The 23,758-nt window shown below is 37.2% G+C and carries 23 protein-coding genes; all 23 read left to right on the forward strand.

Annotated features, from left to right (window positions below):
* The first annotated feature begins 4 nt into the window (after positions 1 to 4).
* Positions 5 to 721: a hypothetical protein gene (locus QBE53_07105; protein ID WZL82870.1), complete on the forward strand. Its 717-nt coding sequence runs from the start codon at positions 5 to 7 to the stop codon at positions 719 to 721.
* Between the two features lie 137 nt (positions 722 to 858).
* On the forward strand, positions 859 to 2,034 hold the full coding sequence (gene ftsZ / locus QBE53_07110) for a cell division protein FtsZ (protein ID WZL82871.1): 1,176 nt from the start codon (positions 859 to 861) through the stop codon (positions 2,032 to 2,034).
* 9 nt (positions 2,035 to 2,043) lie between these two features.
* The gene (gene nrdR, locus QBE53_07115; protein ID WZL82872.1) at positions 2,044 to 2,499 is read left to right on the forward strand and encodes a transcriptional regulator NrdR; all 456 of its coding nucleotides are present in this window, start codon (positions 2,044 to 2,046) and stop codon (positions 2,497 to 2,499) included.
* Positions 2,500 to 2,733: 234 nt separating this feature from the next.
* On the forward strand, positions 2,734 to 4,011 hold the full coding sequence (locus tag QBE53_07120) for a homocysteine synthase (protein WZL82873.1): 1,278 nt from the start codon (positions 2,734 to 2,736) through the stop codon (positions 4,009 to 4,011).
* Between the two features lie 5 nt (positions 4,012 to 4,016).
* Positions 4,017 to 4,946, forward strand: coding sequence for a cysteine synthase A (gene cysK, locus QBE53_07125; protein WZL82874.1), 930 nt, complete (start codon positions 4,017 to 4,019; stop codon positions 4,944 to 4,946).
* Positions 4,947 to 5,087: 141 nt separating this feature from the next.
* A complete protein-coding gene (locus tag QBE53_07130) occupies positions 5,088 to 6,608 on the forward strand; it encodes a YifB family Mg chelatase-like AAA ATPase (GenBank protein WZL82875.1) in 1,521 nt (506 codons plus the stop codon).
* Positions 6,609 to 6,668: 60 nt separating this feature from the next.
* Positions 6,669 to 7,805 (forward strand): alanine racemase, encoded by a 1,137-nt coding sequence (alr, locus tag QBE53_07135; protein ID WZL82876.1) that lies wholly within the window; start codon positions 6,669 to 6,671, stop codon positions 7,803 to 7,805.
* Positions 7,783 to 9,006 carry a peptidoglycan bridge formation glycyltransferase FemA/FemB family protein gene (locus QBE53_07140; GenBank protein ID WZL82877.1) on the forward strand — a complete coding sequence of 408 codons (1,224 nt, stop codon included), beginning with the start codon at positions 7,783 to 7,785 and terminating at the stop codon, positions 9,004 to 9,006. The genes alr and QBE53_07140 overlap by 23 nt, the downstream gene beginning before the upstream one ends.
* A gap of 28 nt (positions 9,007 to 9,034) precedes the next feature.
* Complete coding sequence (dprA, locus tag QBE53_07145; GenBank protein WZL82878.1) at positions 9,035 to 10,180, forward strand: DNA-processing protein DprA; 1,146 nt, start codon at positions 9,035 to 9,037, stop codon at positions 10,178 to 10,180.
* 1 nt (position 10,181) lies between these two features.
* Positions 10,182 to 12,272: a type I DNA topoisomerase gene (topA, locus tag QBE53_07150; protein WZL82879.1), complete on the forward strand. Its 2,091-nt coding sequence runs from the start codon at positions 10,182 to 10,184 to the stop codon at positions 12,270 to 12,272.
* Positions 12,273 to 12,363: 91 nt separating this feature from the next.
* Positions 12,364 to 13,131 (forward strand): GTP-sensing pleiotropic transcriptional regulator CodY, encoded by a 768-nt coding sequence (codY, locus tag QBE53_07155; protein WZL82880.1) that lies wholly within the window; start codon positions 12,364 to 12,366, stop codon positions 13,129 to 13,131.
* Between the two features lie 129 nt (positions 13,132 to 13,260).
* The gene (gene flgC, locus QBE53_07160) at positions 13,261 to 13,710 is read left to right on the forward strand and encodes a flagellar basal body rod protein FlgC (protein ID WZL82881.1); all 450 of its coding nucleotides are present in this window, start codon (positions 13,261 to 13,263) and stop codon (positions 13,708 to 13,710) included.
* A gap of 14 nt (positions 13,711 to 13,724) precedes the next feature.
* The gene (gene fliE / locus QBE53_07165) at positions 13,725 to 14,027 is read left to right on the forward strand and encodes a flagellar hook-basal body complex protein FliE (protein ID WZL82882.1); all 303 of its coding nucleotides are present in this window, start codon (positions 13,725 to 13,727) and stop codon (positions 14,025 to 14,027) included.
* Positions 14,028 to 14,050: 23 nt separating this feature from the next.
* Positions 14,051 to 15,664 carry a flagellar basal-body MS-ring/collar protein FliF gene (fliF, locus tag QBE53_07170; GenBank protein ID WZL82883.1) on the forward strand — a complete coding sequence of 538 codons (1,614 nt, stop codon included), beginning with the start codon at positions 14,051 to 14,053 and terminating at the stop codon, positions 15,662 to 15,664.
* A 4-nt stretch (positions 15,665 to 15,668) separates the two neighbouring features.
* Positions 15,669 to 16,670: a flagellar motor switch protein FliG gene (gene fliG / locus QBE53_07175; protein WZL82884.1), complete on the forward strand. Its 1,002-nt coding sequence runs from the start codon at positions 15,669 to 15,671 to the stop codon at positions 16,668 to 16,670.
* Positions 16,663 to 17,436 carry a FliH/SctL family protein gene (locus tag QBE53_07180; GenBank protein ID WZL82885.1) on the forward strand — a complete coding sequence of 258 codons (774 nt, stop codon included), beginning with the start codon at positions 16,663 to 16,665 and terminating at the stop codon, positions 17,434 to 17,436. Before fliG ends, QBE53_07180 begins: the two co-directional genes overlap by 8 nt.
* Positions 17,423 to 18,748: a flagellar protein export ATPase FliI gene (fliI, locus tag QBE53_07185; GenBank protein ID WZL82886.1), complete on the forward strand. Its 1,326-nt coding sequence runs from the start codon at positions 17,423 to 17,425 to the stop codon at positions 18,746 to 18,748. The genes QBE53_07180 and fliI overlap by 14 nt, the downstream gene beginning before the upstream one ends.
* Positions 18,749 to 18,761: 13 nt before the next feature.
* Entirely contained in the window at positions 18,762 to 19,205 is a 444-nt protein-coding gene (gene fliJ / locus QBE53_07190; protein WZL82887.1) for a flagellar export protein FliJ, read from the forward strand.
* A 14-nt stretch (positions 19,206 to 19,219) separates the two neighbouring features.
* Positions 19,220 to 19,954 (forward strand): hypothetical protein, encoded by a 735-nt coding sequence (locus QBE53_07195; protein WZL82888.1) that lies wholly within the window; start codon positions 19,220 to 19,222, stop codon positions 19,952 to 19,954.
* Positions 19,955 to 19,971: 17 nt separating this feature from the next.
* On the forward strand, positions 19,972 to 21,348 hold the full coding sequence (locus tag QBE53_07200; GenBank protein WZL82889.1) for a flagellar hook-length control protein FliK: 1,377 nt from the start codon (positions 19,972 to 19,974) through the stop codon (positions 21,346 to 21,348).
* Between the two features lie 11 nt (positions 21,349 to 21,359).
* A complete protein-coding gene (locus QBE53_07205; GenBank protein WZL82890.1) occupies positions 21,360 to 21,968 on the forward strand; it encodes a flagellar hook capping FlgD N-terminal domain-containing protein in 609 nt (202 codons plus the stop codon).
* Positions 21,969 to 21,979: 11 nt separating this feature from the next.
* The gene (locus QBE53_07210; GenBank protein ID WZL82891.1) at positions 21,980 to 22,372 is read left to right on the forward strand and encodes a TIGR02530 family flagellar biosynthesis protein; all 393 of its coding nucleotides are present in this window, start codon (positions 21,980 to 21,982) and stop codon (positions 22,370 to 22,372) included.
* An 86-nt stretch (positions 22,373 to 22,458) separates the two neighbouring features.
* Positions 22,459 to 23,742 (forward strand): flagellar hook protein FlgE, encoded by a 1,284-nt coding sequence (locus tag QBE53_07215; protein ID WZL82892.1) that lies wholly within the window; start codon positions 22,459 to 22,461, stop codon positions 23,740 to 23,742.
* The last annotated feature ends 16 nt before the right edge of the window (positions 23,743 to 23,758 follow it).

A 23,758-nucleotide genomic window follows, 5' to 3' on the forward strand; every position in this document is an offset into this window, starting at 1 on the left:
TGCTATGCGCTTAAAGCGAAAAATAATGCGACGAATAATTGTCATATCAGTTATTCTTATTGGGATTTTGGTGGTTGTTGCCATAAAAACACCCATTGAGGCAATTACCATTCAGGGAAGTACGTATTATACACGAGAAGAAATTATTGCTTTGTTGCCCTATAATGAACAAGCTTCTGTTTTTGACGTCATGCTTAATCGTGTCGATCGTATTACAGATAAAGGGTACATTTCTAGAATGGAAATCTCATATCCGGATTTGAAAAACATAAAGATTCAAATTTATGAAAAAGAAATTATTGGATATGTTGAATATCTAGGAAAATATTTGTGTATTGATAATAATGGTTATATTGTTGATTATACAGATAAACCTAGTGAAAAACCAATTGTTAAAGGGATTGATATATCAGAGTTTACAATATATGAACCTTTAGAAGTAGATAAAGCAATTGTTGATGCAGTATATACTATTTATAGAAACATGGAGGCATTTGACATACCTGTCCAAAGCATTGACTTTTCCTATGGAAAGGATACGCAGATATCTCTTGAATGTGGAAGTTTGGAGGTTTTTATAGGAGATATTGCAAGAATTGAAGAAAAATTCCAATTAATGCGAGAAATAATACATACTTTACCAGAAGGTGAAAGTGGATTTTTATCCATTGAAAATGTTGATCAAAATATCATATTTAAAAGTGATCGTACTACATCTTGAAAAATATTTAGAGTTATAGCATATATTGTATATTTATTACTTGCAAAAATTGCATAAAATACTTATACTAGATACAAAGGTAGAATAGAATAGCTGAATAGAAAAACACGTATATTAGAACGTGAGGAGGATATAAGTTGTTGGAAATTAAAGCAAATGAAACAAATACAGCAGCAAAGATTATAGTCGTAGGTATAGGTGGCGGCGGAAACAATGCAGTTAATCGAATGATTGAAGGAAGTTTGGAAGGTGTGGACTTTGTTGCAATTAATACAGATGCCCAAGCATTGCAGGCTTCAAAAGCACCTGTAAAAATTCAAATTGGAGAAAAATTAACTCGCGGATTGGGTGCGGGAGCAAAACCTGAAATTGGTTTAAAGGCAGCAGAAGAAAGCCGTGATGAATTAGCGGATATGATAAAAGATGCAGATATGGTTTTTATTACAGCAGGAATGGGTGGCGGAACAGGTACAGGAGCGGCTCCGGTTGTTGCGTCAATTGCTAGAGAGATGGATATATTAACTGTTGGTGTTGTCACAAAGCCTTTTGTATTTGAAGGTAAGGCGCGTATGACCAATGCAACAATGGGTATCGAGGAATTAAAGCGATTCGTGGATACACTTATTGTCATTCCAAATCAAAAGCTGTTAAGCGTCATTGATCGACGAACCACTATGCGTGATGCATTTAAGAAGGCAGATGAAGTTTTACAACAAGGTGTCCAAGGGATTTCTGACCTTATATATACTCCGGGTATTATTAACCTTGACTTTGCAGACGTTGCAACGGTTATGAGCAATAAAGGCGTCGCACACATTGGTGTAGGTCATGCCCATGGAGACAATAAAGCAGAAGATGCAGCGAAGCTGGCGATTTCAAGTCCGCTTCTTGAGACGACCATTGATGGTGCACGACATATGCTTATTAATATTAGTGGAGATTCAAACATGTCGATGTTTGATGCTAATGATGCAATACAACTTATCCAAGAGGCGGCAGGCAACAATGCTAACGTTATCTATGGACAAAGTATTGATGATTCGTTAGAAGATCAAATCATTGTTACTGTTATTGCAACTGGATTTGAAGAGACAGATGAGGAGACGCCAGTGGCAGTCCAACCAAGTCAAAGCGCCGCACAAGTTGAAGAAAAAGAAGTGGCAACAGAGCCAGAACAGACAGAGCAAGCAGATCAAACAACGGTAGAAAACACTAACGAACAAGAGGTGCCAAAGCCATCAAAGCCTACAGTAAGCAATACTTATGATCGAATAGAGATACCTGAATTCTTGCAAAAACGCAAAAAGTTCTAGGAGGTACGTATGAGATGTCCATATTGTAACAGTGATGCGATAAGGGTGATTGATTCAAGACCTTCTGAAGAACAAAATGCGATACGCAGGCGTCGACATTGTGAAGAATGTGATCGAAGGTTCACAACATATGAAACCATTGAAAGCGCTCCGCTAATTGTTATCAAAAAAGACCGTTCACGGGAACCATATTCTCGAGATAAGATATTGTCTGGACTGATTCGTTCATGCCACAAACGTCCTATTTCGATGTCACAAATTGACGCAGTTATCGATGCGATAGAAAATAACTTATATAATACGATGAAAAAAGAAGTCGACAGTGCATATATCGGCGAGCTTGTAATGGAACAATTGCGAAAGCTTGATCAAGTAGCCTATGTACGATTTGCGTCTATTTATCGTGAGTTTCAAGATATCAATACTTTTGTTAATGAAATCAATAAAATGATTACAGAAGAATAATGTTTACAAAAAAGATATGTATGTGCCCTGATGTTGTGATGTGCCCATATATATCTTTTTATTATACATAAAAGTCATTGGATACATAACTTATATGTTTAGTATGAGAAAAGTATTGACAAAGAATCTATTCCCTGATACTATAAGTAAAATCCTTTTAACATTCTATCGATAAATAATAGGATGTTAACTGAACCCGTTGATGCATAGATAAGGTGTATAGGAGGTAACAAAATGAATAAAAATTACAAGTTTGACACGTTGCAATTACATGGTGGACAAGAACCTGATCCAACAACAGGTTCACGCGCTGTTCCGATTTATCAAACCACATCGTATAATTTTAAAGATTTTGAACACGGAGAAAATCTTTTTGCTCTAAAAGAAGCCGGGAACATATATACACGTATAATGAATCCGACAACAGCCGTATTTGAGGAACGTATGGCTTTACTTGAAGGCGGTGTGGGTGCATTGGCTGTTGCTTCAGGTTCGGCGGCGATTACGTATTCTGTTATGAATATTGCAGGTGCTGGAGATGAAATTGTTGCTGCAAATACACTTTATGGCGGAACGTTTAACTTGTTTGCCAATACATTGCCACAATATGGAATTCAAACAGTTTTTGTAGACCCTAGCGATGTACAAAATTTTGCAAAAGCCATAACAGATAAAACAAAGGCAATTTTTATTGAATCGATTGGAAATCCCCGAGTGAACCTTATTGATATTGAAAAGGTTGCACAGATAGCTCATGAACATCATATTCCTCTTATTGTAGATAATACATTTGGAACACCGTATCTTATTCGACCCTTCGAGTTTGGTGCAGATATTGTTGTGCATTCAGCTACAAAATATATTGGAGGACACGGAACTTCAATTGGTGGGGTTGTTGTTGATTCAGGAAAATTTGATTGGACAAATTCTAATAAGTTTCCTCGATTTACACAACCGGATTCTAGCTATCATGGTATAGTATATGCAAAAGACGTCGGTGCGGCGGCATATATTACAAAAATGCGGGTAACGCTTCTTCGAGATACGGGTGCTGCGTTAAGTCCATTTAATGCCTTTTTGTTTTTACAGGGATTAGAAACCTTGTCGTTACGTGTACAAAGGCATGTTGATAATGCTCAAACGATTGCCGAGTATCTAGAAAAGCATCCGAAAGTCAAGTGGGTTAATTATCCAGGGCTACCTTCCAGCCCGGATTACGAATTAAAGAAAAAATATTTGCCAAAAGGTGCAGGCGCTATCTTTACTTTCGGTTTAGAAGGAGGATATGAAGCGGCAAAAACGTTTATCAACAAATTGGAACTATTTAGCCTTTTAGCCAATGTGGCCGATGCAAAATCATTGGTGATTCATCCGGCATCAACAACACATCAGCAGCTTTCGGATGAGGCGAAAAAAGAAGCAGGTGTTACGCAAGAGATGATTCGATTATCCGTCGGAATCGAAGATGTCGAGGACTTAATCGATGACCTAAAACAAGCATTAGAAAGTTGAGGGATATGATGACTATTCATAATAATATGATGGAATTAATTGGAAAGACTCCGTTGTTATACATGGATCGTATTGCAAAGGCGCATGGAGCGCTAGGAAGAATTGTAGGTAAGTTGGAGTTTTTTAATCCGGGAGCCAGTGTAAAAGATCGTATTGCATTAAATATGATTCTTAAGGCAGAACAAGAAGGAAAGCTAGACAAGGATACAATAATTATTGAACCGACAAGTGGGAATACGGGAATAGGCTTAGCATCCATTGCAGCAGCACGAGGATATAAAATCATTCTTACAATGCCTGAATCTATGAGTATTGAACGTCGACGCTTGCTAGGAAGCTTTGGAGCAAAGATTGTATTAACCGATAGCACTAAAGGAATGCGAGGTGCAATTGATAAAGCAAATGCGTTAGCTGAAAGTTATGCGAAAGTATTCATCCCTAGTCAGTTTGATAATCCGGCGAACCCGGAAATTCATCAAAAAACAACGGCGGTTGAAATTTTAAAAGACACGGACAAGAATGTAGCAGCTTTTGTAGCAGGCGTTGGAACGGGAGGAACGATTACCGGTGTTGGAAAAGTGCTCAAAGAACAACTATCAGATGTATATGTCGTCGCAGTTGAGCCTAAGGATTCGGCTGTTCTTTCGGGACAAGCACCAGGTCCTCATAAAATTCAAGGGATAGGAGCCGGGTTTATTCCGAAAGTAATGGATGTTCATCTGCTGGATGAAATTATACAAGTGAGCAATGAAGATGCCATTGCAATGGCTAGAGAAATTGCCCGTACTGAAGGTATCTTGGTGGGTATATCTGCAGGTGCAAATGTGTATGCAGCCATAGAACTTGCAAAGCGTGAAACGTTTAGAGATAAAAATATTGTGACCATTATTTGTGATACCGGAGAGCGTTATCTTTCTACAGGCTTATTTGATTAATTCATTGAAACATAGAGACTTTTCATAGTATGTAAAAAGGTGTATCAAAAGACGATGCACCTTTTTTTCGTGCTGAAATAGCCAAAAAGTGTGATTGTACATAAAAAAAAGTGTAGGTATAATCAGCTTAGGAGGACGGCTATGTATTGTAAAATTTTTTGTGGAACACTATTAGGAATTAAAGGGATGCTTATTGATGTTGAAGTTGATATTTCAGAAGGTTTTCCCAAATTAGATATCGTCGGAATGCCGGGCAGTGTTATCAAAGAGGCAAAAGAGCGAGTAAGAACAGGAATAAAAAACTCGGGATATACATTTCCGTATAAACGAATAACGATTAATCTAGCTCCGGCGCATATTCGTAAAGAGGGTGTGGGATTTGATTTGGCCATTGCTGTAGGCATTTTATGCTGTGAGCGTATTATTCCTGTTGCACATCTTAATCAAACGATTGTATTAGGAGAGTTAGCCCTTAATGGAGAGATTCGACCTATAAAAGGAATTGTCTCTTTACTTGACGAAGCAAAGAATGAAGGAATAAAACGTTGTATTATTCCAAAAGGAAATATACATGAAGCGATGCTGATTAAAGATCTAGAGATTATAGGCGTCGATGATTTGCAAGAAGTGGTGGCTTGCATTAAATCGAATTATCTAGAGCATCAACAGGTAATCCATAGTAGCTTATTAGAGAGCTTAGATGGGGGCGCAGAGCCATTAGAAGACTTTTCTCAAGTTATTGGCCAAGAGCATGCAAAAAGAGGGTTAGAGATAGCTGTGAGTGGAATGCATCATGCAATGCTAAAAGGTCCGCCGGGAATCGGTAAGACCATGCTGGCAAAACGGGTTAAAACTATTTTGCCTCCTTTGTCAGATAAAGAAATCATAGATTTAACCAAAATATATTCAGCTGCAGAAAAATTATTAAACAATAGACAGATTATTTATGGACGCCCATTTAGAGATCCCCATCATTCGATTACACGAGCAAGTTTTATTGGTGGAGGTTCATTGGCAAAACCGGGAGAAATTAGTCTTGCACATAAAGGGGTGCTCATGCTGGATGAATTTCCTGAATTTCGTAAAGATGTCATTGAGTCGTTGAGAGAGCCTTTGGAACAAGGCTATATTTTGCTGTCAAGAAATCACCATGTTTTTTCTTTTCCAGCAGATTTTATACTTATAGCGGCTATGAACCCATGTCCTTGCGGATATTATCCACATACAGACAAGTGTCAATGCCTACCTTCGCAAATTGAAAAATATCATACAAAAATAAGTGGAGCCATTATAGATCGAATTGATTTGCATATTGAGATGATGCCTATGAAATATCAGCAACTAAAAGAACATCAAAGTGGTGAATGTTCAAAGAAGATTTTGGAGCGCGTCAAGCAAGTCCATTCCATTCAATCTAAACGCTATAAAAATGAAGAGTTTATTTTCAATGCCAATATTCCCGTAGACAAGATTCCGGTATATTGTCAATTATCCTCTGTGGCCGATGAACTATTAAGAGAAGTCTATAGGACTTTAAATCTAAGTTCCCGCTCATATCATCGTCTATTAAAAGTTGCAAGAACGATTGCAGATATGGACAACAGTGAATATATACATGACCAGCATATTGCCGAAGCCATTTTGTTTAAGCAAGATGCTTGATAAATCTAAGGATTATCGTTATAATGACATAGTTAAGCTATAGATGAATGGAGGAGACAAATGCATCCGATTATAGAGGTGGATCAGAAAAAACTCATTGAGAATCTTGCAAAGGTTCAACGCATTATTCAAGAAAATGTAAAAATTATGGCGATTATCAAAAGTAATGCCTATGGTCATGGGATGTTGGAAATTGCAAAGGCCCTATCCTTTCAAGTGGATTCTTTTGGGGTAGGATTTTTTCATGAGGCTTTATTACTCAGACAACACGGGATTATACAGGAAATTCTTGTACTAGGACCTTCTTATGATTTTGAATTAGCCATTGAAAATAAAGTAACCATAACCATAGAAAGCACTGAACAGGCGATGCGTTTGTTTCAATACATAGAGGCCCAAGTAAAAGGGACGAAAAAAAAGATTCAGATACACCTAAAAGTGGATACAGGGTTTGGACGCTTTGGGCTTGATAAAGAAGGGGTCGCCTCCTTTTTAAAGCACTACATGATGTATAGTAATTATATTGTGATTCGAGGTGTATATTCGCATATATCCATGACAAAGAAAACAGATGCAACGTGGGTAGAGCAACAGAACAAATGTTTTTTAGCGTTTAAAGAACAAATTCAAGCGCAAATAGACACAAAAAATATACTTTTTCATTTAGCGAATTCAGAAATCGCCATTGATTATGCACAGTTACAATATGATATGATTCGAATTGGTAATGCGCTGTTTGGACCAGTGGGAAGTGAAAGACATATTGAATTAAAGTCTATTGCGTCAATAAAACTTCCAGTGGTAAGTGTCCATGAAAGAGGCAAGGGGCAACGCATTGGATATGGGCGACGATATCGCCTAAAAAAGGATAGTAAAATCGGCGTGGTTGAAGCAGGATTTTATGAAGGAATTGGCATTGAAAAAAGTCCGATTGGACAATCAAGAGTGCATCAGCTGCGTTTTTTTGCACGGCGTGTCATTAAAGCATTTTTGCGAAAAGAGTATATGCTTTATCAAGGAAAAAAGCTCCCTATTATTGGTATGGTTAATATGCAGTATACAATGATTGATATTACAGGAATAGATATGAAGATAGGGGACTTTGTAGAATATAAAAAATCACCACTATATTTTAAAGAGAATATTGAACGTCGACATATATTGGAGGAAGACAATGGAATTAGTAACAAATCTTGATCATCAAAGCTATAAACGCTGGAATGAAACACATCAGTATGGACAATTTTTACAGTCTGAAGAATGGGGACAGTTTAAAAGTAAAGGTGCATGGTCATATGAGCTTATAGGTCTAAAAGACCAAGGGGAGCTCGTTGCAGCTTGTATGCTGTTAAAACGTAAGCTACCTTTGATGAATGGTTACATGTATTATGCGCCTCGAGGATTTGTGCTGGATTATTCAAACACAACGGTGATTCGAGAATTTACACAAAAAATTGCTGCCTATGCGAAGGCGAATAAAGGGATTATGGTTAAGATTGACCCTTGTGTCATGTATAGAGAACATGACGCTGAGGGGCACCTTGTTGAGGAAGGGTTTAATCATGAGAATATTATAAAAAGCCTCTGTAATTTAGGGTATCACCACAAAGGGGTTACCCTTGATTTTGATGGGATACAGCCAAGGTTTGTTTATAGACTCCCATTGGATAGAGACTTAGATGAATTGATGAAAAAATTTCACCATAAGACTCGTTATAACATACGCCTTGCAGAAAAAAAGGGTGTCGAAATCTATGAGGGTTCTCGCGAAGAACTTGAAATTTTTGAAAAGATTATGCGTGTTACTGGAGAACGGGATGGATTTATTCCAAGACCTCTTGAATATTTTCAAAGTATGTATGATGTGCTCTATCCAGCCGGAAAACTAAAATTTTATATGGCAAGATATAATGTAGAAAAAGCCTTAAAAACCGTATCACAGCAACTTCAAAAAGAACAAGCAAAAGAAAAATATGATGAAAAACGCTTAGAAAAGCTCCTAAGAGAAGAAAAAGAATTGATGGAATTATCTAAGGAGCATCCAACGGGAATTATTGTTTCAGGAACAATTATGATCATTAATGGGAAAACAGCATGGTATTTATATGGAGCCAGTGATAATGCTTTTCGAAATATCATGCCCAACTATTTAATTCAATGGAAAATGATACAAGATGCTTATAAAATAGGATGTAATATGTATGATTTTCGTGGAATATCAGGTGATCTGAGCCCGGAAAATCCACTACATGGACTTTACCGCTTTAAAAAAGGATTTACGGGTGAGTTTGTGGAATATATTGGAGAGTTTGATTTGATTCTACGTCCAATACGATATAAGCTATTTGAACATGGGGTACCATTGGCTAAAAAAATTATTCGTAAACTAAAAAAATAATCGAGTTCGTCGTTCGTGAGGGAGAGGTATGAATAAGAAAATATATAACATTTGGTTAAGTCAAGCACCCGGGATTACACCTAGAGGTGCTTGGTATTTGTACAAAAAATACGCGTCGATTGAGAAAATTTACCAGATGCCGAGAGCTGAAATTGTTGATTTTTTTCAGTCGATTGAAGGGACATTAGGATCTGGATTTATCCGAAATCATGATGCGCAGGAATGGGAGCGCTACAAAGATAAAATTACAGAGGTTGAAAAATATTATGAAAAAATCTCTAAAAAAAATGTGCAGGTTTTAACACCGGATCAAGAGATATTTCCCAAACGCTTGCGTGAAATAGATGATTGTCCAATTGTGCTTTATGCAAAAGGAAAAGTGGATTTTTCTAAACCGGCGATTGGTATTGTAGGATCGCGAAGAGCAAGTGACTACGGAAAGGCAATGGCTAGGTACTTTGCGAAAGAATTGGCATGTTTTGGAATAAACATTGTCAGTGGTTTAGCATACGGAATTGATGTCAATGCACATATTGGATGTATAGAAGAAGGTTATAATACAACAGCGGTTTTAGGGGGAGGATTACATGCATGCTATCCAAAACGTCATGAGAAATACTTTAACGAGATTCAACAGATGGGTAGTGTTTTATCTGAAGAACCCTATGGAAGAAAAGTAGAGCCATATATGTTTCCAAAACGCAATCGGATTATTAGTGGAATAAGCGAAGGTGTCATCGTTATTGAGGCAGCTAAAAAAAGCGGATCTTTAATTACATCAGATTTTGCATTAGAACAAGGAAGAGAAGTGTTCTCTGTTCCGGGACGATTGTTTGATACATTAAGTGAAGGGTCAAATGCATTAATCAAACAAGGAGCGAAGGCGGTCTTTGATGTCGATGATGTACTTAATGAATTGAGTGAATATGTGCAAAAACAAGTAGGACAAAAAGAGGATTCGGAAAAAAAACTTGAAGAAATAGAGAAAATAGTATATTCTTGTATAAGTTACGACCCTGTTCATATGGAACAAATCCTTCAGCAACTACATGGACAAAAAAGCAACGAGTGCATGTTAAGACAGGACGAAATAATGATGATTCTTTTGAAGCTCGAGCTGAAAGGATTTATTGAAAAAAAATCAGGGTGTTATTATACACGTTTGGAGGTTTAGAATGGCAAAGAACTTAGTTATTGTTGAGTCCCCTGCAAAAGCAAAAACGATTAAAAAGTTTTTGGGTTCAAATTATAAAATTGAAGCATCGATGGGGCATGTACGTGATCTGCCAAAAAGTCAGCTAGGGGTAGATCCTGAAAATGATTTTGAACCAAAATATATAACAATTCGTGGAAAAGGTGAACTCTTGGCAAAATTAAAAAAAGAAGCCAAGAAATCAACAAAAGTATATTTGGCAACTGACCCTGACCGAGAGGGTGAAGCAATCTCTTGGCATTTATATAATGTTTTATCTCCGCTAAATGAAAAGATATATCGGATTACATTTAATGAAATTACAAAAGAGGCAGTAAAAGGTTCAATTAAAGCAGCCAGAACAATTGATATGGATCTTGTTGATGCACAGCAAGCCCGTCGAATATTAGATAGAATTGTTGGATATAAGATTAGCCCTTTATTATGGAAGAAAGTCAAAAAAGGTTTAAGTGCAGGACGAGTACAATCGGTTGCGCTTAAGTTGATATGTCAGCGGGAAAAAATGATTGAGCAGTTTATTCCGGAAGAATATTGGACGATTGATGCAACGATCAAAGCAAAAGGTGTCAAAGAATCTTTTGTTGCGGCTTTCTATGGAAACAAGGAAGGTAAGATAGCGCTTTCAAATAAAGAGCAAGTCGATAAGATTCTAGAGAATATTAATAATCAACCCGTATCCATTGAAGATATTAAGAATTCAGATCGGATACGTAAGCCTAACTTACCCTTTACAACAAGTACCTTACAGCAAGAAGCATCAAAAAAATTGAACTTTACAACATCAAAAACAATGCGTATTGCACAACAGCTGTATGAAGGGGTTGATATTCCAGGGCGCGGGACAACAGGTCTCATTACATATTTACGTACAGACTCTACACGTATTGCTACGCAGGCGCATAATGAAGCCGTTGATTTTATTCAACAAAATTATGGGGAAGAATACGTCAATAGTAAGCCGATTGCTGTGAAAAAAAATGAAGCGGCACAAGATGCGCATGAAGCTATACGCCCAACATATACAGAACTTGAGCCCTTGTCCATTAAGGCGTCTTTGTCTAGAGACCAATATCGTTTGTATCAGCTGATTTGGACGCGGTTTGTGGCTTCAAGGATGAAACCTGCAATTTATAATCGTCAACGTATTACAATGTATATACAAGATTATCAGTTTAGAACAAATGTGCAAACCATAAAATTTGATGGATTTTTAAAAGTATATAAACATGACGATGATGACCAAGATGCTGTGGCAAAAAAACAATTAGAGATTAATACAGATACAAAGCTTTCTATGGAATCTGTTGAAGGAATTCAACATTTTACACAACCGCCGGCAAGATACACAGAAGCCGCGTTAGTCAAAACACTTGAAGAAAATGGTGTAGGAAGACCTAGTACATATGCACCAACGATTTCAACGATTCTGGCCAGGGGATATGTGGGGAAAGAACAGAAAAAATTGTTCCCGACAGAATTAGGCGAGATAGTCTATGAAATCTTAAAAGGATATTTTAATGATGTCATTAATGTTGATTTTACAGCCAACTTAGAAAAAGAACTGGATCAGGTTGAAGACGGAGATATTCCGTGGAAGCATGTTTTAAGAGAATTTTATCCGGGCTTTGAAAAATTGGTCGAAACAGCAGAAGAGGAAGTTAGTAAAATAGAGATTCGCGATGAAGAAACAGATATCCCATGTGAACTTTGTGGACGTAATATGGTAATTAAAATGGGAAGATACGGTAAATTCTTAGCATGTCCAGGTTTCCCGGAATGTCGCAATACGAAGCCTTTATTGGAAAAGGTTGATGATGTTCAATGTCCTCGGTGTGAAGGAGATGTCTTGATTAAAAAGACAAAAAAAGGACGTAGATATTATGGGTGTGAAAACAATCCTGAATGTGAGTTTATGTCATGGAATAAACCTTCGACTGAGAAATGTGAATTGTGTGGTAGCATGATGGTTGAAAAAGGCAAGAAATTATTATGCATTAATGAAACTTGTAAGAACATTCAAGAAAAAAAGGAAGAAGACCCGGAAGATGTGTGAAATTTGTCTACAATTTCCTTGTCTTCTATTCTGGATTAAGATATAATAATGTTTAAGCGTGTAGCGAAATTCTAAGTAGGAGGAAAAAGTAGTGAGTGTTGAACTATTAGACCGCACCCGAAAAATCAACAAGCTATTACAAAAAACTGGAACGGAGCGAGTGGTTTTTCAAGATATTTGTGAAGTGATGAGTGACATTTTAGATTCAACTGTATTGGTACTTAGTAAAAAGGGGAAGTTATTAGCACAGTATTCGAAACAAACGATTGAACCTATTGAAGAGTTGCAAATATCCGAGAATGAGGAAATAATTGATTTGCAGCTGAATGAACGGCTATTAAATATTTTATCAACAAAGGAAAATATTAATTTTCTAACATTGGGAATAAAGAAAATATATACAGAACAAGGATATATTGGAATGGTTGCTCCTATTGATATAGCAGGGGAACGTTTGGGGACGCTGGTGATGTATCGTTTACATACATTTTATGATATTGAAGATATTATTCTAGCAGAATATGGTTCAACGGTAGTCGGATTAGAAATTATGCGCTCGATTAATGAAGAAAATTCAGAAGAGATACGAAAGAGCAATATTGTAAAATCAGCAGTTGGAACATTGTCCTTTTCTGAGCAAGAGGCAATTAAGCATATTTTTGAGGAACTCGATGGAAATGAAGGTATCTTGGTTGCGTCTAAGGTTGCAGACCGTGTAGGGATTACGCGAAGCGTTATCGTCAATGCCCTTCGAAAATTTGAAAGTGCCGGTGTAATAGAGTCGAGGTCTTTGGGAATGAAAGGTACATATATTAAAATTTTAAATAGTATTTTAAAAGATGAAATTGCAAAAATATAAGAAGAGATATAGAATCTCTTCTTCTTTTTGTAAAAAGTAAATTTTATTTACTTTTTACAAAAAAGCGGTTGTGTTCTTAACAATTAACTGATACAATGTATGATAGATTAAAGCGAAAGGAGTAAGGGGATGTCTTTTTTTGATTCTATGAATGTAAGTGCAACAGGAATGACAGCACAACGTTTACGAATGGATACAATTTCACAAAATATTGCCAATGTTAATACGACAAAGGGAAATGATGGGGAAGCGTATCGAAGAAAAACAGTTGTGTTTCAAGAATTAAATGACGGGAAGAATTTTCGCTCGCATTTAAATCGATATATGCAAAGAGGAAGTCAAACAAATACGGGTGGAGTAAAAGTACGACAAATTATCGAAGATAATTCACCATTAACACAAGTTTATGATCCTTCACACCCAGATGCAAATGAGAAGGGATATGTGGAGATGCCAAATGTTAATGTGGTTGAAGAAATGACGAATCTGATATCTGCTAATCGCTCATACGAAGCAAATATTACAGCGTTTAATGCAACAAAGGCAATGGCAGCTAAAGCGTTAGAAATCGGCAGATAATTTGAGGTGAGAATATGGATATACAAAGTATTAATAATTTGGTAGGTGGACTTCCAAAAGTGGGATTGCAACAAAAACAAGCAGATGCAACAATTTTTTCGGATATTTATCACTCGGCTATTAATATGGTAAATGAAACGAATACCTTGCAAAAACAAGCAGAACAATCTGCGTTGAGTTTTGCAATAGGAGATAGTGATAATATTCATGAAGTTATGATTGCCAATGATAAGGCGACAGTTGCTCTTCAATATACGGTTCAAATTAGGGACAAAGTCTTAGAAGCATATAATGAAATCATGCGAATGCAAATATAAATAAATTCAATGAGGTGTAAGAAATGCCCGAGTTTTTGAATCGGATATCAAATCAATTAACAGAATTTTGGAATAAATATTCAACGAAACAAAAAATACAGATGGCCACAACTATTGCAATTGGTATAATTGCGCTAGTTGTTCTTGTTGTGTTTTTAAACCGACCTAAATATGAATTGTTGCAAGGTGATTTGGAACCTTCACAGGTGAATGTTATTGTTGAGACATTAACGGCATCTGGAATTAACAATCAAGTCGGTGAAGATGCAAGAAGCGTGTATGTTGAACAAGGTTCTACACGGGATGCAACGTTGGCTTTGGCAGAAATTGGGATTTTATCAGGTAATGAACTGACGTATGATGATTTATTTGAAAGTTCAATTATGACAACAGAGTCAGAGCGTGCACTTAAACGAAAAGAATTTTTAAAAACAAGTTTGGCGAATACCATTGAGTTGATCGACGGAGTGGAGCAAGCAGAAGTCGAACTTGTTATGCCGGAATCAGATCGAACGATTTTAGATGATGCAAAAGAATCTAAAGCAAGTATACTCATTACAACGAATGAAAAGCTGGCAAGTGGAAGTGTTGAGAGTATTGCAAAGCTTGTTGCTACAGGCGTTGATAATCTTTCTTTGGATAACGTGACAGTCATTGACTCGACGGGAAGGTTATTGTTTGATGGGCAAACAGTGACAGACAGTATCGGTAATATTTCATCAAGAACAGAATATGAGATGCAAAAAGAACTCATGGTCAAAAGTAATGTACGTTCAATATTGCTATCGGCTGGGGAATATGATGATGCTATGGTAACGGTTGACTTAGTGATTGATTTTGATGAACTTGAGCAAGTGACGGAGCGTCATAGTACTCAAGATGGTAGTAATACAGGGATTGTAGTAGAAGATAATACTTATGCAGAAGAATCGACCAATGCAAGCACCGCAGGAGCGCCGGGAACGGATGCTAATGGTGTGACAGATACGATGATAGCTGATGGTAACGAATCAACGGTAACCATTGAAGAGCGAAATGTTGTCTATACATACGACACAGAAGTGGCGACTGCAGTAAAAGCTATAGGTGGAGTGAAGTATGATGACTCCACAGTATCGGTTTCTTTAACAAAGTATCGTATATACGACCAAATGATGCTGGAAAATCAAGAAGATGGTATTTTACAAGGCAGAACATGGGAACAGTTCAAATATGACATTACTCAACAGGGACGAACTAAAATTGAAGAAGTCGACGAAGATATTGTCGAAATGATTCGAATGGCGAGTAATGTAGATAATGTTATGGTATTGGCATATGAGGTTCCTAAGTTTATTGATCGTGAAGCAGAAGAATCCAATATGAGTGATTACTTATTAATTGGAATTATTGTATTGATGATTTTACTTCTTGGCTATGCGGTATATAAAGGAACAGAGCCAGTAGAAATTAAAGAAATAGAGCCTGAATTATCCGTTGAAGAGATGTTAGCTTCGACACGTCAAACTTCAGATTTAGAGGCGATTGAGTTTGATGGAAAAAGTGAGGCAAGAGTTGAAATTGAGAATTTTGTAGACAATAATCCAGATGCGGTAGCCTTGTTATTACGCAATTGGTTAAATGAAGATTGGGAGTGATGCAATGGCTGAGTATAAAGGAATACAGAAAGCGGCGATCTTATTAATTGCTTTAGGTCCAGAAAAATCTTCGCAAATCTTTAAGCATTTAAAAGAAGAAGAGATTGAACAGTTAACATTAGAGATTGCTAATACACGAAGTGTAAGTCCAGAAGTAAAGGACAATATTATCAATGAGTTTTACGAGATTTGTATAGCTCAACAATATATTGCAGAAGGTGGTATTGGTTATGCCAAGGACTTATTAGAAAAAGCTTTAGGTTCGGATAAAGCAATGGAAGTTATCGGACGATTGACGTCATCATTACAGGTGCGGCCGTTTGAATTTATCCGTAAAACAGAGCCAAGTCAATTGTTAAACTTTATTCAAGATGAACATAATCAAACAATTGCTTTGATTTTATCCTATTTGAGTGCGGCACAAGCTTCAATGATATTAGCAGCGCTGCCGCAGGAAAAACAAGCAGATGTTGCACGACGAATTGCCTCGATGGACAGAACGTCACCAGATGTTATAAAAGATGTTGAAGACATTTTAGAGAGAAAGCTTTCTTCCCTCGTAACCCAAGACTACACTATTGTGGGTGGTGTCGATGCGATTGTTCAAATACTCAACTCGGTTGATCGAAGTACAGAAAAACATATCATGGAAACTCTTGAAATTGAAGACGCAGATTTAGCAGAAGAAATTCGCAAGAAAATGTTTGTCTTTGAAGATATTTTATCTCTTGATGATAGATCGATTCAACGTGTTCTTAGGGAAGTGGATAATAATGACTTGGGAATCGCCCTTAAAGGGTCGGCAGAAGAAGTTCAAAATGTTATCTTTAATAACTTGTCTAAACGTTTAGGAACAATGATTCGAGAAGAAATGGAATATATGGGACCTGTTCGATTAAAGGATGTTGAAGAGTCGCAACAAAAAATTGTGAATATTATTCGTAAGCTTGAAGATAGTGGTGAGATAGTCATTAGCCGTGGTGGAGGTGACGAGATCATTGTCTAAAATCGTTAAATCTAGTTTTGTTTCTTTTACAGAACAAAAAAAAGAGATAAAGGTTATATTAAATAATGACCCTAAAATCTTGCAAAGTTCAGTGAAAGCTGTCGATAGAGAAGCAGAAGAAATACTTGAAGACAACCAAGAAAACTTAGAAGAAATTAAGCATCAAGTAAAACAAGAGGCATACGAAAAGGGCTTTGAATTAGGGCAGCAAGAAGGCTATGACGAGGGGTATGAAAAAGGTTATGCGTTAGGTTATGCTGAAGGTAAAAAGCAAAGTCAAGAAGAATGTATGCATAAGTTAGAACAAGAACGCAGTGTGCTGCATCAAGAAGCTGAGCATTTGCAGGAACAGATGGAAAAAGAACTGGCAGAAAGAACCGAGCGCCTTGAACCGAAGATGCTCCATATTATTGATGCCCTTGTTCAAAAACTTGTTGGAACCCAAAGTGTAAGTCAAGGAACTATTCTACATTTGATTCGTAGTGGAATGAATGAACTAGATTTGCATGGAGATTTAGTTATCAAAGTTTCGGCAGTAGATATTGATGAGGTGCTTGAGCACAAAGCAAAACTAACAGAGGGGTTAAGCGAAAAAATTGACGTGGAAATCCTTCTGGACCAACAGTTAGAGAAAAATGAGTGTGTTATTGAAACCAATATGGGAAGTATTGATTGTTCATTAGGGACGCAGATGGAGTCGCTTTTACAAGAACTTCGGTTAATCCGCGACAGTTTGGAAGGTGATGGAACAAATGCCGGAAATTGATTTCAATAAATATGAAAAGCTGATGACTAAATCCTATGTAAAGCAAATGGGACGTGTCGTAAAAATCGTCGGATTGACAATTGAATCTTTAGGACCCCAGGTTTCTGTCGGTGATGCGTGTATGATTACTTCGGTGAAGAATCATAAAAAAGTATTAGCTGAAGTTGTCGGATTCAAAGATAATCGAATTTTGTTAATGCCCTTGGATGATATGGAAGGTATAGGTCCAGGAAGTCATGTTGAATCCATAGGACATCCATTAAAAGTTTCAGTGTCTAATCAACTATTGGGACGTATATTAGATGGTCTTGGAAAACCAATTGATGAAAAAGGACCGCTATATACAGAAGAACAATATACAATAGAAAATGAAGCACCGGATCCATTAAAACGTGATCGCATAAAAAACATTTTACCGCTGGGAGTTAAAGCTATTGATGGAATGCTAACTGTCGGTGAAGGACAAAGAATTGGGATTTTTGCCGGAAGTGGCGTGGGAAAAAGCACCTTGCTTGGGATGATAGCTAAAAATACAAAAGCAGACATTAATGTGATTGCGCTCATAGGTGAACGGGGACGTGAAGTTCGTGAGTTTATTGAACGTGATTTGGGAGAAGAAGGATTAAAACGTTCTGTCTTAGTTGTAGCAACATCGGATAAACCGGCAATGGAGCGTCAAAAAGCGGCTAAGACTGCGACGGCGATAGCAGAATTTTTCCGAGATCAAGGCAAAAATGTATTATTGATGATGGATTCATTGACGCGTTTTTCTATGGCACAACGTGAAATTGGCTTGGCTGTTGGAGAACCACCCGTTAGTCGGGGGTATACGCCTTCTGTTTTTAGCGTGATGCCAAAGTTGCTTGAACGAACCGGAAATTCTGACTGTGGCTCAATCACAGCGTTATATACAGTGCTAGTTGATGGAGATGACATGAATGAACCCATAACAGACGCCGCACGTGGAATCCTTGATGGACATATTGTTCTTTCGCGGCGACTAGCTAATAAAAATCATTATCCGGCTATTGATATATTACAAAGTGTGTCTAGGGTAATGACAGAAGTGGTAACGCCGGAGCATAAAGAATATGCGAATTATTTAACTTCAATAGTAGCTACATATCGAGAATCAGAAGATTTAATTAATATTGGAGCCTATTCAAGGGGAAGCAACCCGGAAATTGATGAAGCGATTAATAACATAAAAGCAATTAATAATTTTTTGCAACAAAAGGTTGATGAGCAATTTAGTATTGACCAGGTCAAACAAGCATTGGAAAATATCTATTCGAATCGAACAAGCGAATGATAGGTGAAGATACATGGCTAAATTTCATTTTTCGATGGAAAAAATACTTCAAGTGAAAAAGAAATTGGAAAAACAAAAACAATTAGAACTTGGCAAAGCTATGCAAGCATTAAATGAGGGGCGTCTGCGCTTAGAATCGATGGAAGTTCATCTATATGAGGCAAATGAAGACTTTAAAATAAAAATAGGCAGTGGACGTGTCCATCATCTTGAAATAAAAAGTGCGCATGAGCGGATTCGATATTATCATGAATCAATCAATGAACAAAAAAAAGAAATACAAAGTCTTGAGGCTAAAGTAGAACAAGCAAAAGACGTGTTGAAAAAAGCCTTGCAAGAGAGAAAAATCTTTGAAAGTCTTAAAGAAAAAGCTTATGAGGCATACATTGAACAAGAAAAAATTGATGAAGCAAAACAGCTTGATGAAATCGTAAGTTATAAATATAGGAATTCATAATTAGGAGGCAGGTTATGGCAGAAGAGATATCACAGAAAAAGAGTGGAGGAAAGATAGGCAGTATCTTAATTTTAGTTGGAGTACTCTTGTTAATTCTATTCGGTATTTTTGTCGCGCTTCTTAAATTTGATGTCGGATCACTTGGAACCAAGGTCATAGGACCGAAGATTCAAAATATTCCAGGAGCTACGTTCATTCTTCCAAAGATGCCTAGTGAAACAGACGGTGAAACACTTACAGATGAAGGCTACCAATCTTTTGAAGAAGTTGTAGAAATATTAAAAGTAACAGAAAATTTACTTAAGGAAAAGGAGGAAGAAGCCGAAACACTTATTGAGCAAATTAATCAACTTCAAAATGAAAATAAACGTCTCAAGACCTTTGAAGACCGCTACTTAGAGTTTGATAAGGAAAAATCAGAGTTTGATCGTTTTATTGTTGAACAATTTGATTCTGAAAGCTATCCAACGTGGTATGAAAAGATGAATCCAGACAATGCAGCCAAGATCTATGAAGAAATGGTAGAAGAAAAAGTTGACAGTGAGCAGCTGCATCAGCTTATTACAACCTATGATTCTATGAAACCGGCAAATGCTGCAGCGATTTTATCTGAAATGAGTACAACACGTTTAGCGATGGTGGCTACAATCATTAAAAACCTAGATGCAGAACAAGCGGGAAAGATATTAGCAGCAATGGATACAAGCGTTGCCGCTAGGATTACAACCTATCTTTATCCCGAAGAATAAGGCAAAGGAGGGAATAAATGAATAGTATTGCTATGAACTTCGTAGCAAACATGTTAAACACACAGACATTTAATGAAGGACATTATGTGAATCGTTCAGAGCAAAGTACAAGCGGGACAAAATTTAAAGACGTCATTCAAAAAACTCAAGAAGGCATTACACGTTCTAATGATACGCAAAAGCCCACAAGAGAGCAAGAATTAAAGCGGTATGAACGCCCAAACGAGCGAACAACCCAATCTCTTGAGGCAAGAGTTGTAGAGAACGAAGAAAGTGTCGTGGGTGACAATGCGAACTTGGAGACGAAAGCAGATATCAAGGAAGTAGAAGTGCTTGATGAAAGCGCTCTATTAAAAGGTATTGAGCAGATGGATACCATTTCATTAGAAATCATGCAAGCCATTGCCGATTTAATGAATGTGTCTATTGATGAGATTCAAGCAACGTTAGAACAACTTGACATGAAAATTGAGGACTTGTTTGATAGTAATCAACTGATGAAGTTTATGACAGCTCAGATGGGATTAGATTCTTCAACAGAAGTATTAACGACTGAGGGAGCAATGACCCAATATAAGCAAGTAGCTTCGTTGATGGAAGAGTTTTCCAAACCATTTATGGAACTTAAGCAGTGGTTAAGCGAACAGGGTGTACAAATGACAGATCAAAGTAAAGAGCAAATTGTTCTTAATCCTGAAACTGTTAGCGAAGTGCAACCGGAGACCAAACAGTCAGATATGAATTTTTCCAAAGAAGAATCATCGGAATTATTTAGTTCAAAAGAGCTTGACAAACCATTGGTTGCGACAGGGACTGAAGATAAGAATGCAATGCCTTCAGGATTTGAAACAACATTAAATCAAGTGGTGACGGAAAAAGTTGAAACGTTAGTTATGAATGGTGAACTAAGAACGGTTTACACGGAAGTTACAACAAAAGATGTGTTTGACCAGATTGTTACAGGTTTAAAAGTAGAAGTTACACAGGGTAAACAAGACATTATACTTCAGTTACAACCTGAAAATTTAGGGAAAATTGCGGTGAATATTTCAAAAGAAAATGGCGTCATGACAGGACAATTTATTGCTGAATCAGAGGCGGTAAAGAGTTTGATTGAAAAAAATGTACCCATTTTAAAACAACAACTTGAAGCGCAAGGTATTGATCTTCGAGATGTGAAAATTGTTGTAGGCGATTCAAAAGCTTTTTTTGCCGGGAAAGATAGTGAACGTGATACACAGAATTTTCAACAGACAATGTCTCAAAACAAAAAACGACACACACGGATTAACCGGGTGGAGCAAATGCTCAATGAACAATTAGAGGAAAACGATGGCTTAGAACAAGCAAGTCATATAGATACTGAAATGAGTTCAATTGAGTTTCAAGCCTAGGAGGTGAATGTATGGCGGCAGTAGACGCAGTACAGCAAATGCTGGATAAATATGGACAAAAAGAAGTGGCCTCAACGCAATCCAATGATTTTTTGGGTAAAGATGCATTCTTAAATCTGCTAGTTACTCAGATGAAATACCAAGATCCGTTGGAACCAACAAGCAATGAAGATTTTTTAGCTCAAATGGCTCAATTCTCTTCACTTGAACAAATGAAAAACTTAAATACAACGGTACAGTTGTCACAAGCCAATAGTTTAATTGACAAATACGTCAAAGGTGTAGCTATAAACAATACATCAGGAAAACAAACAGAAGTTCTTGGAATTGTAGATGCAGTTAACCTGAAAAATGGAGTTCCGTATTTGGTAGTTGGTGAACAAGAAATTGAGTTAAGTAGCGTATCAACAGTTATTAGTGACTTTGGAAGTGAAACAGTTGCAATGATTGAAGCTATTGAAGCAAGTGGAGCTAAAATTGAAGAAATTGAAGCGTTATTAAGAAAGTTGCTTGGAGAAGAAGATCCTGATGCTGGTGATGGAACCGATACAGGTGATGGAACGGATACAGGCGATGGAACAGACACAGGCGATGGCAGTGAAGAAAATATAGTAGAATAGGAGTTGATCCTATGATTATTAATAATCAAATGGCAAAATCGATTCAACAGTTAGGACAAGTAACCCAGACAAATGCAGTGAAACCTACTGGACGTCAAATTGGTCAGGGTGAGTTCCAAAAAATTCTTAATCAACAGTTGGATCAAAAGAATGAATTAAAATTTTCAAAGCATGCAAGTATGCGTTTAGAGTCAAGACGTATCAACTTCAGTGCTAACCAAATAGAACGTTTGCAAAACGGATTGGAAAGTGCTAGAAATAAAGGGGTTAAGGAATCCTTAATGCTTGTTGATGATGTTGCATTGATTGTAAATGTTGAAAATGCAACGGTAGTGACTGCTTTGAATAAAGATGAAAGCAAAGAACACGTTTTTACAAATATTGACGGTGCTTTATTACTGTAGCTGGACCTTAATTAAGGAAGCAAAGCATTCTTGACTGATTGATAGAATGCCGGGTAAAGTCCGTTGACTTAGGAGGTCAATAAATTATGATGCGATCAATGTACTCTGGTGTTTCGGGATTGCGTATTCACCAGACAAAGATGGATGTAATTGGTAATAATATTGCCAATGTTAACACTGTAGGATTTAAGTCAAGTCGTGCGCTGTTTAGTGAGATCTTTTCGCAAACAGTTCAAGGGGCTTCAGGCGCTAATGCAAATAAAGGTGGAACTAACCCTATCCAAATTGGATTAGGTGCTTCACTGGGCTCAATTGATGTGAATATGACAGAAGGGGCATCTCAACGTACAGATAACCCACTGGACTTAAAAATTGAAGGTAACGGATTCTTCGTTGTTGGAGATGTAACAGGGAATAAATTTACTCGTGCTGGAGCCTTTACCATTGATTCAGTAGGAAATTTAGTTAGTTCAGGCGGTCTAAACCTTATGGGATGGGGTGTCGGAAATGACGGAGAAATTCAAAAAGAAAAAGTTCAACCTTTACGTATATTAAGCACGGATAATATATTTTCAGAGCCTGAGATGACCTCTAAAGCAATTATCGGAGGTAACATTAACATGAACGACCCACAGCTAGACCCAGCAGAAGGGGGCGTTCCGTTTACAATGACTATTTATGATTCACTCGGTTATCCATACACAGCTGAGATGCTCGTTCAAGAAACAGGGACACCGAATGAATATGATATTACCATGACAGATGTTACGAATGAAAATGGTGACTCAATTATTGGTGCAGCCACTGGTGCAGTTACCATTACCTTTGATGAAACAACAGGAAAAATCACGAATGATCCGGCGACATTTGATATTACTGGATTAGATACACCAAGCTCTGATTTTTCAGAAATTGAAGTGGATTTTAGTACACTTACAATGTTCTCTGGAAATACAACTGTTGAAGCAAGAGCAGGAGACAAAGATGGACTTGATTCAGGGAATCCGGCAGGAACGATTTCAGGATATGAAATTAGTGGTGACGGAAAAATCCTTGGACAATATACCAATGGGGCTACGAAGTTATTAGGCCAAATTGCAATTGCGGATTTTGATAACCCTGCAGGGCTAAAAAAAGAAGGGAATAATTTATTCTCAGCAACCAGTAACTCAGGAAGCTTTAATGGTATCGGGATTGATATTACCTCCAATGGAGGCGTTATCAACTCTGGAGTACTTGAGATGTCCAATGTTGATTTATCAACAGAATTTACTGAAATGATCACAACACAACGTGGTTTCCAGGCAAATTCAAGGATTATTACTTCCTCAGATGAAATGTTGCAAGAGCTTGTCAACTTGAAGAGATAATGATAAAATAAGGTGA

The organism is Vallitaleaceae bacterium 9-2, from assembly GCA_038396585.1.
GTDB lineage: Bacteria > Bacillota > Clostridia > Lachnospirales > Vallitaleaceae > UBA1351.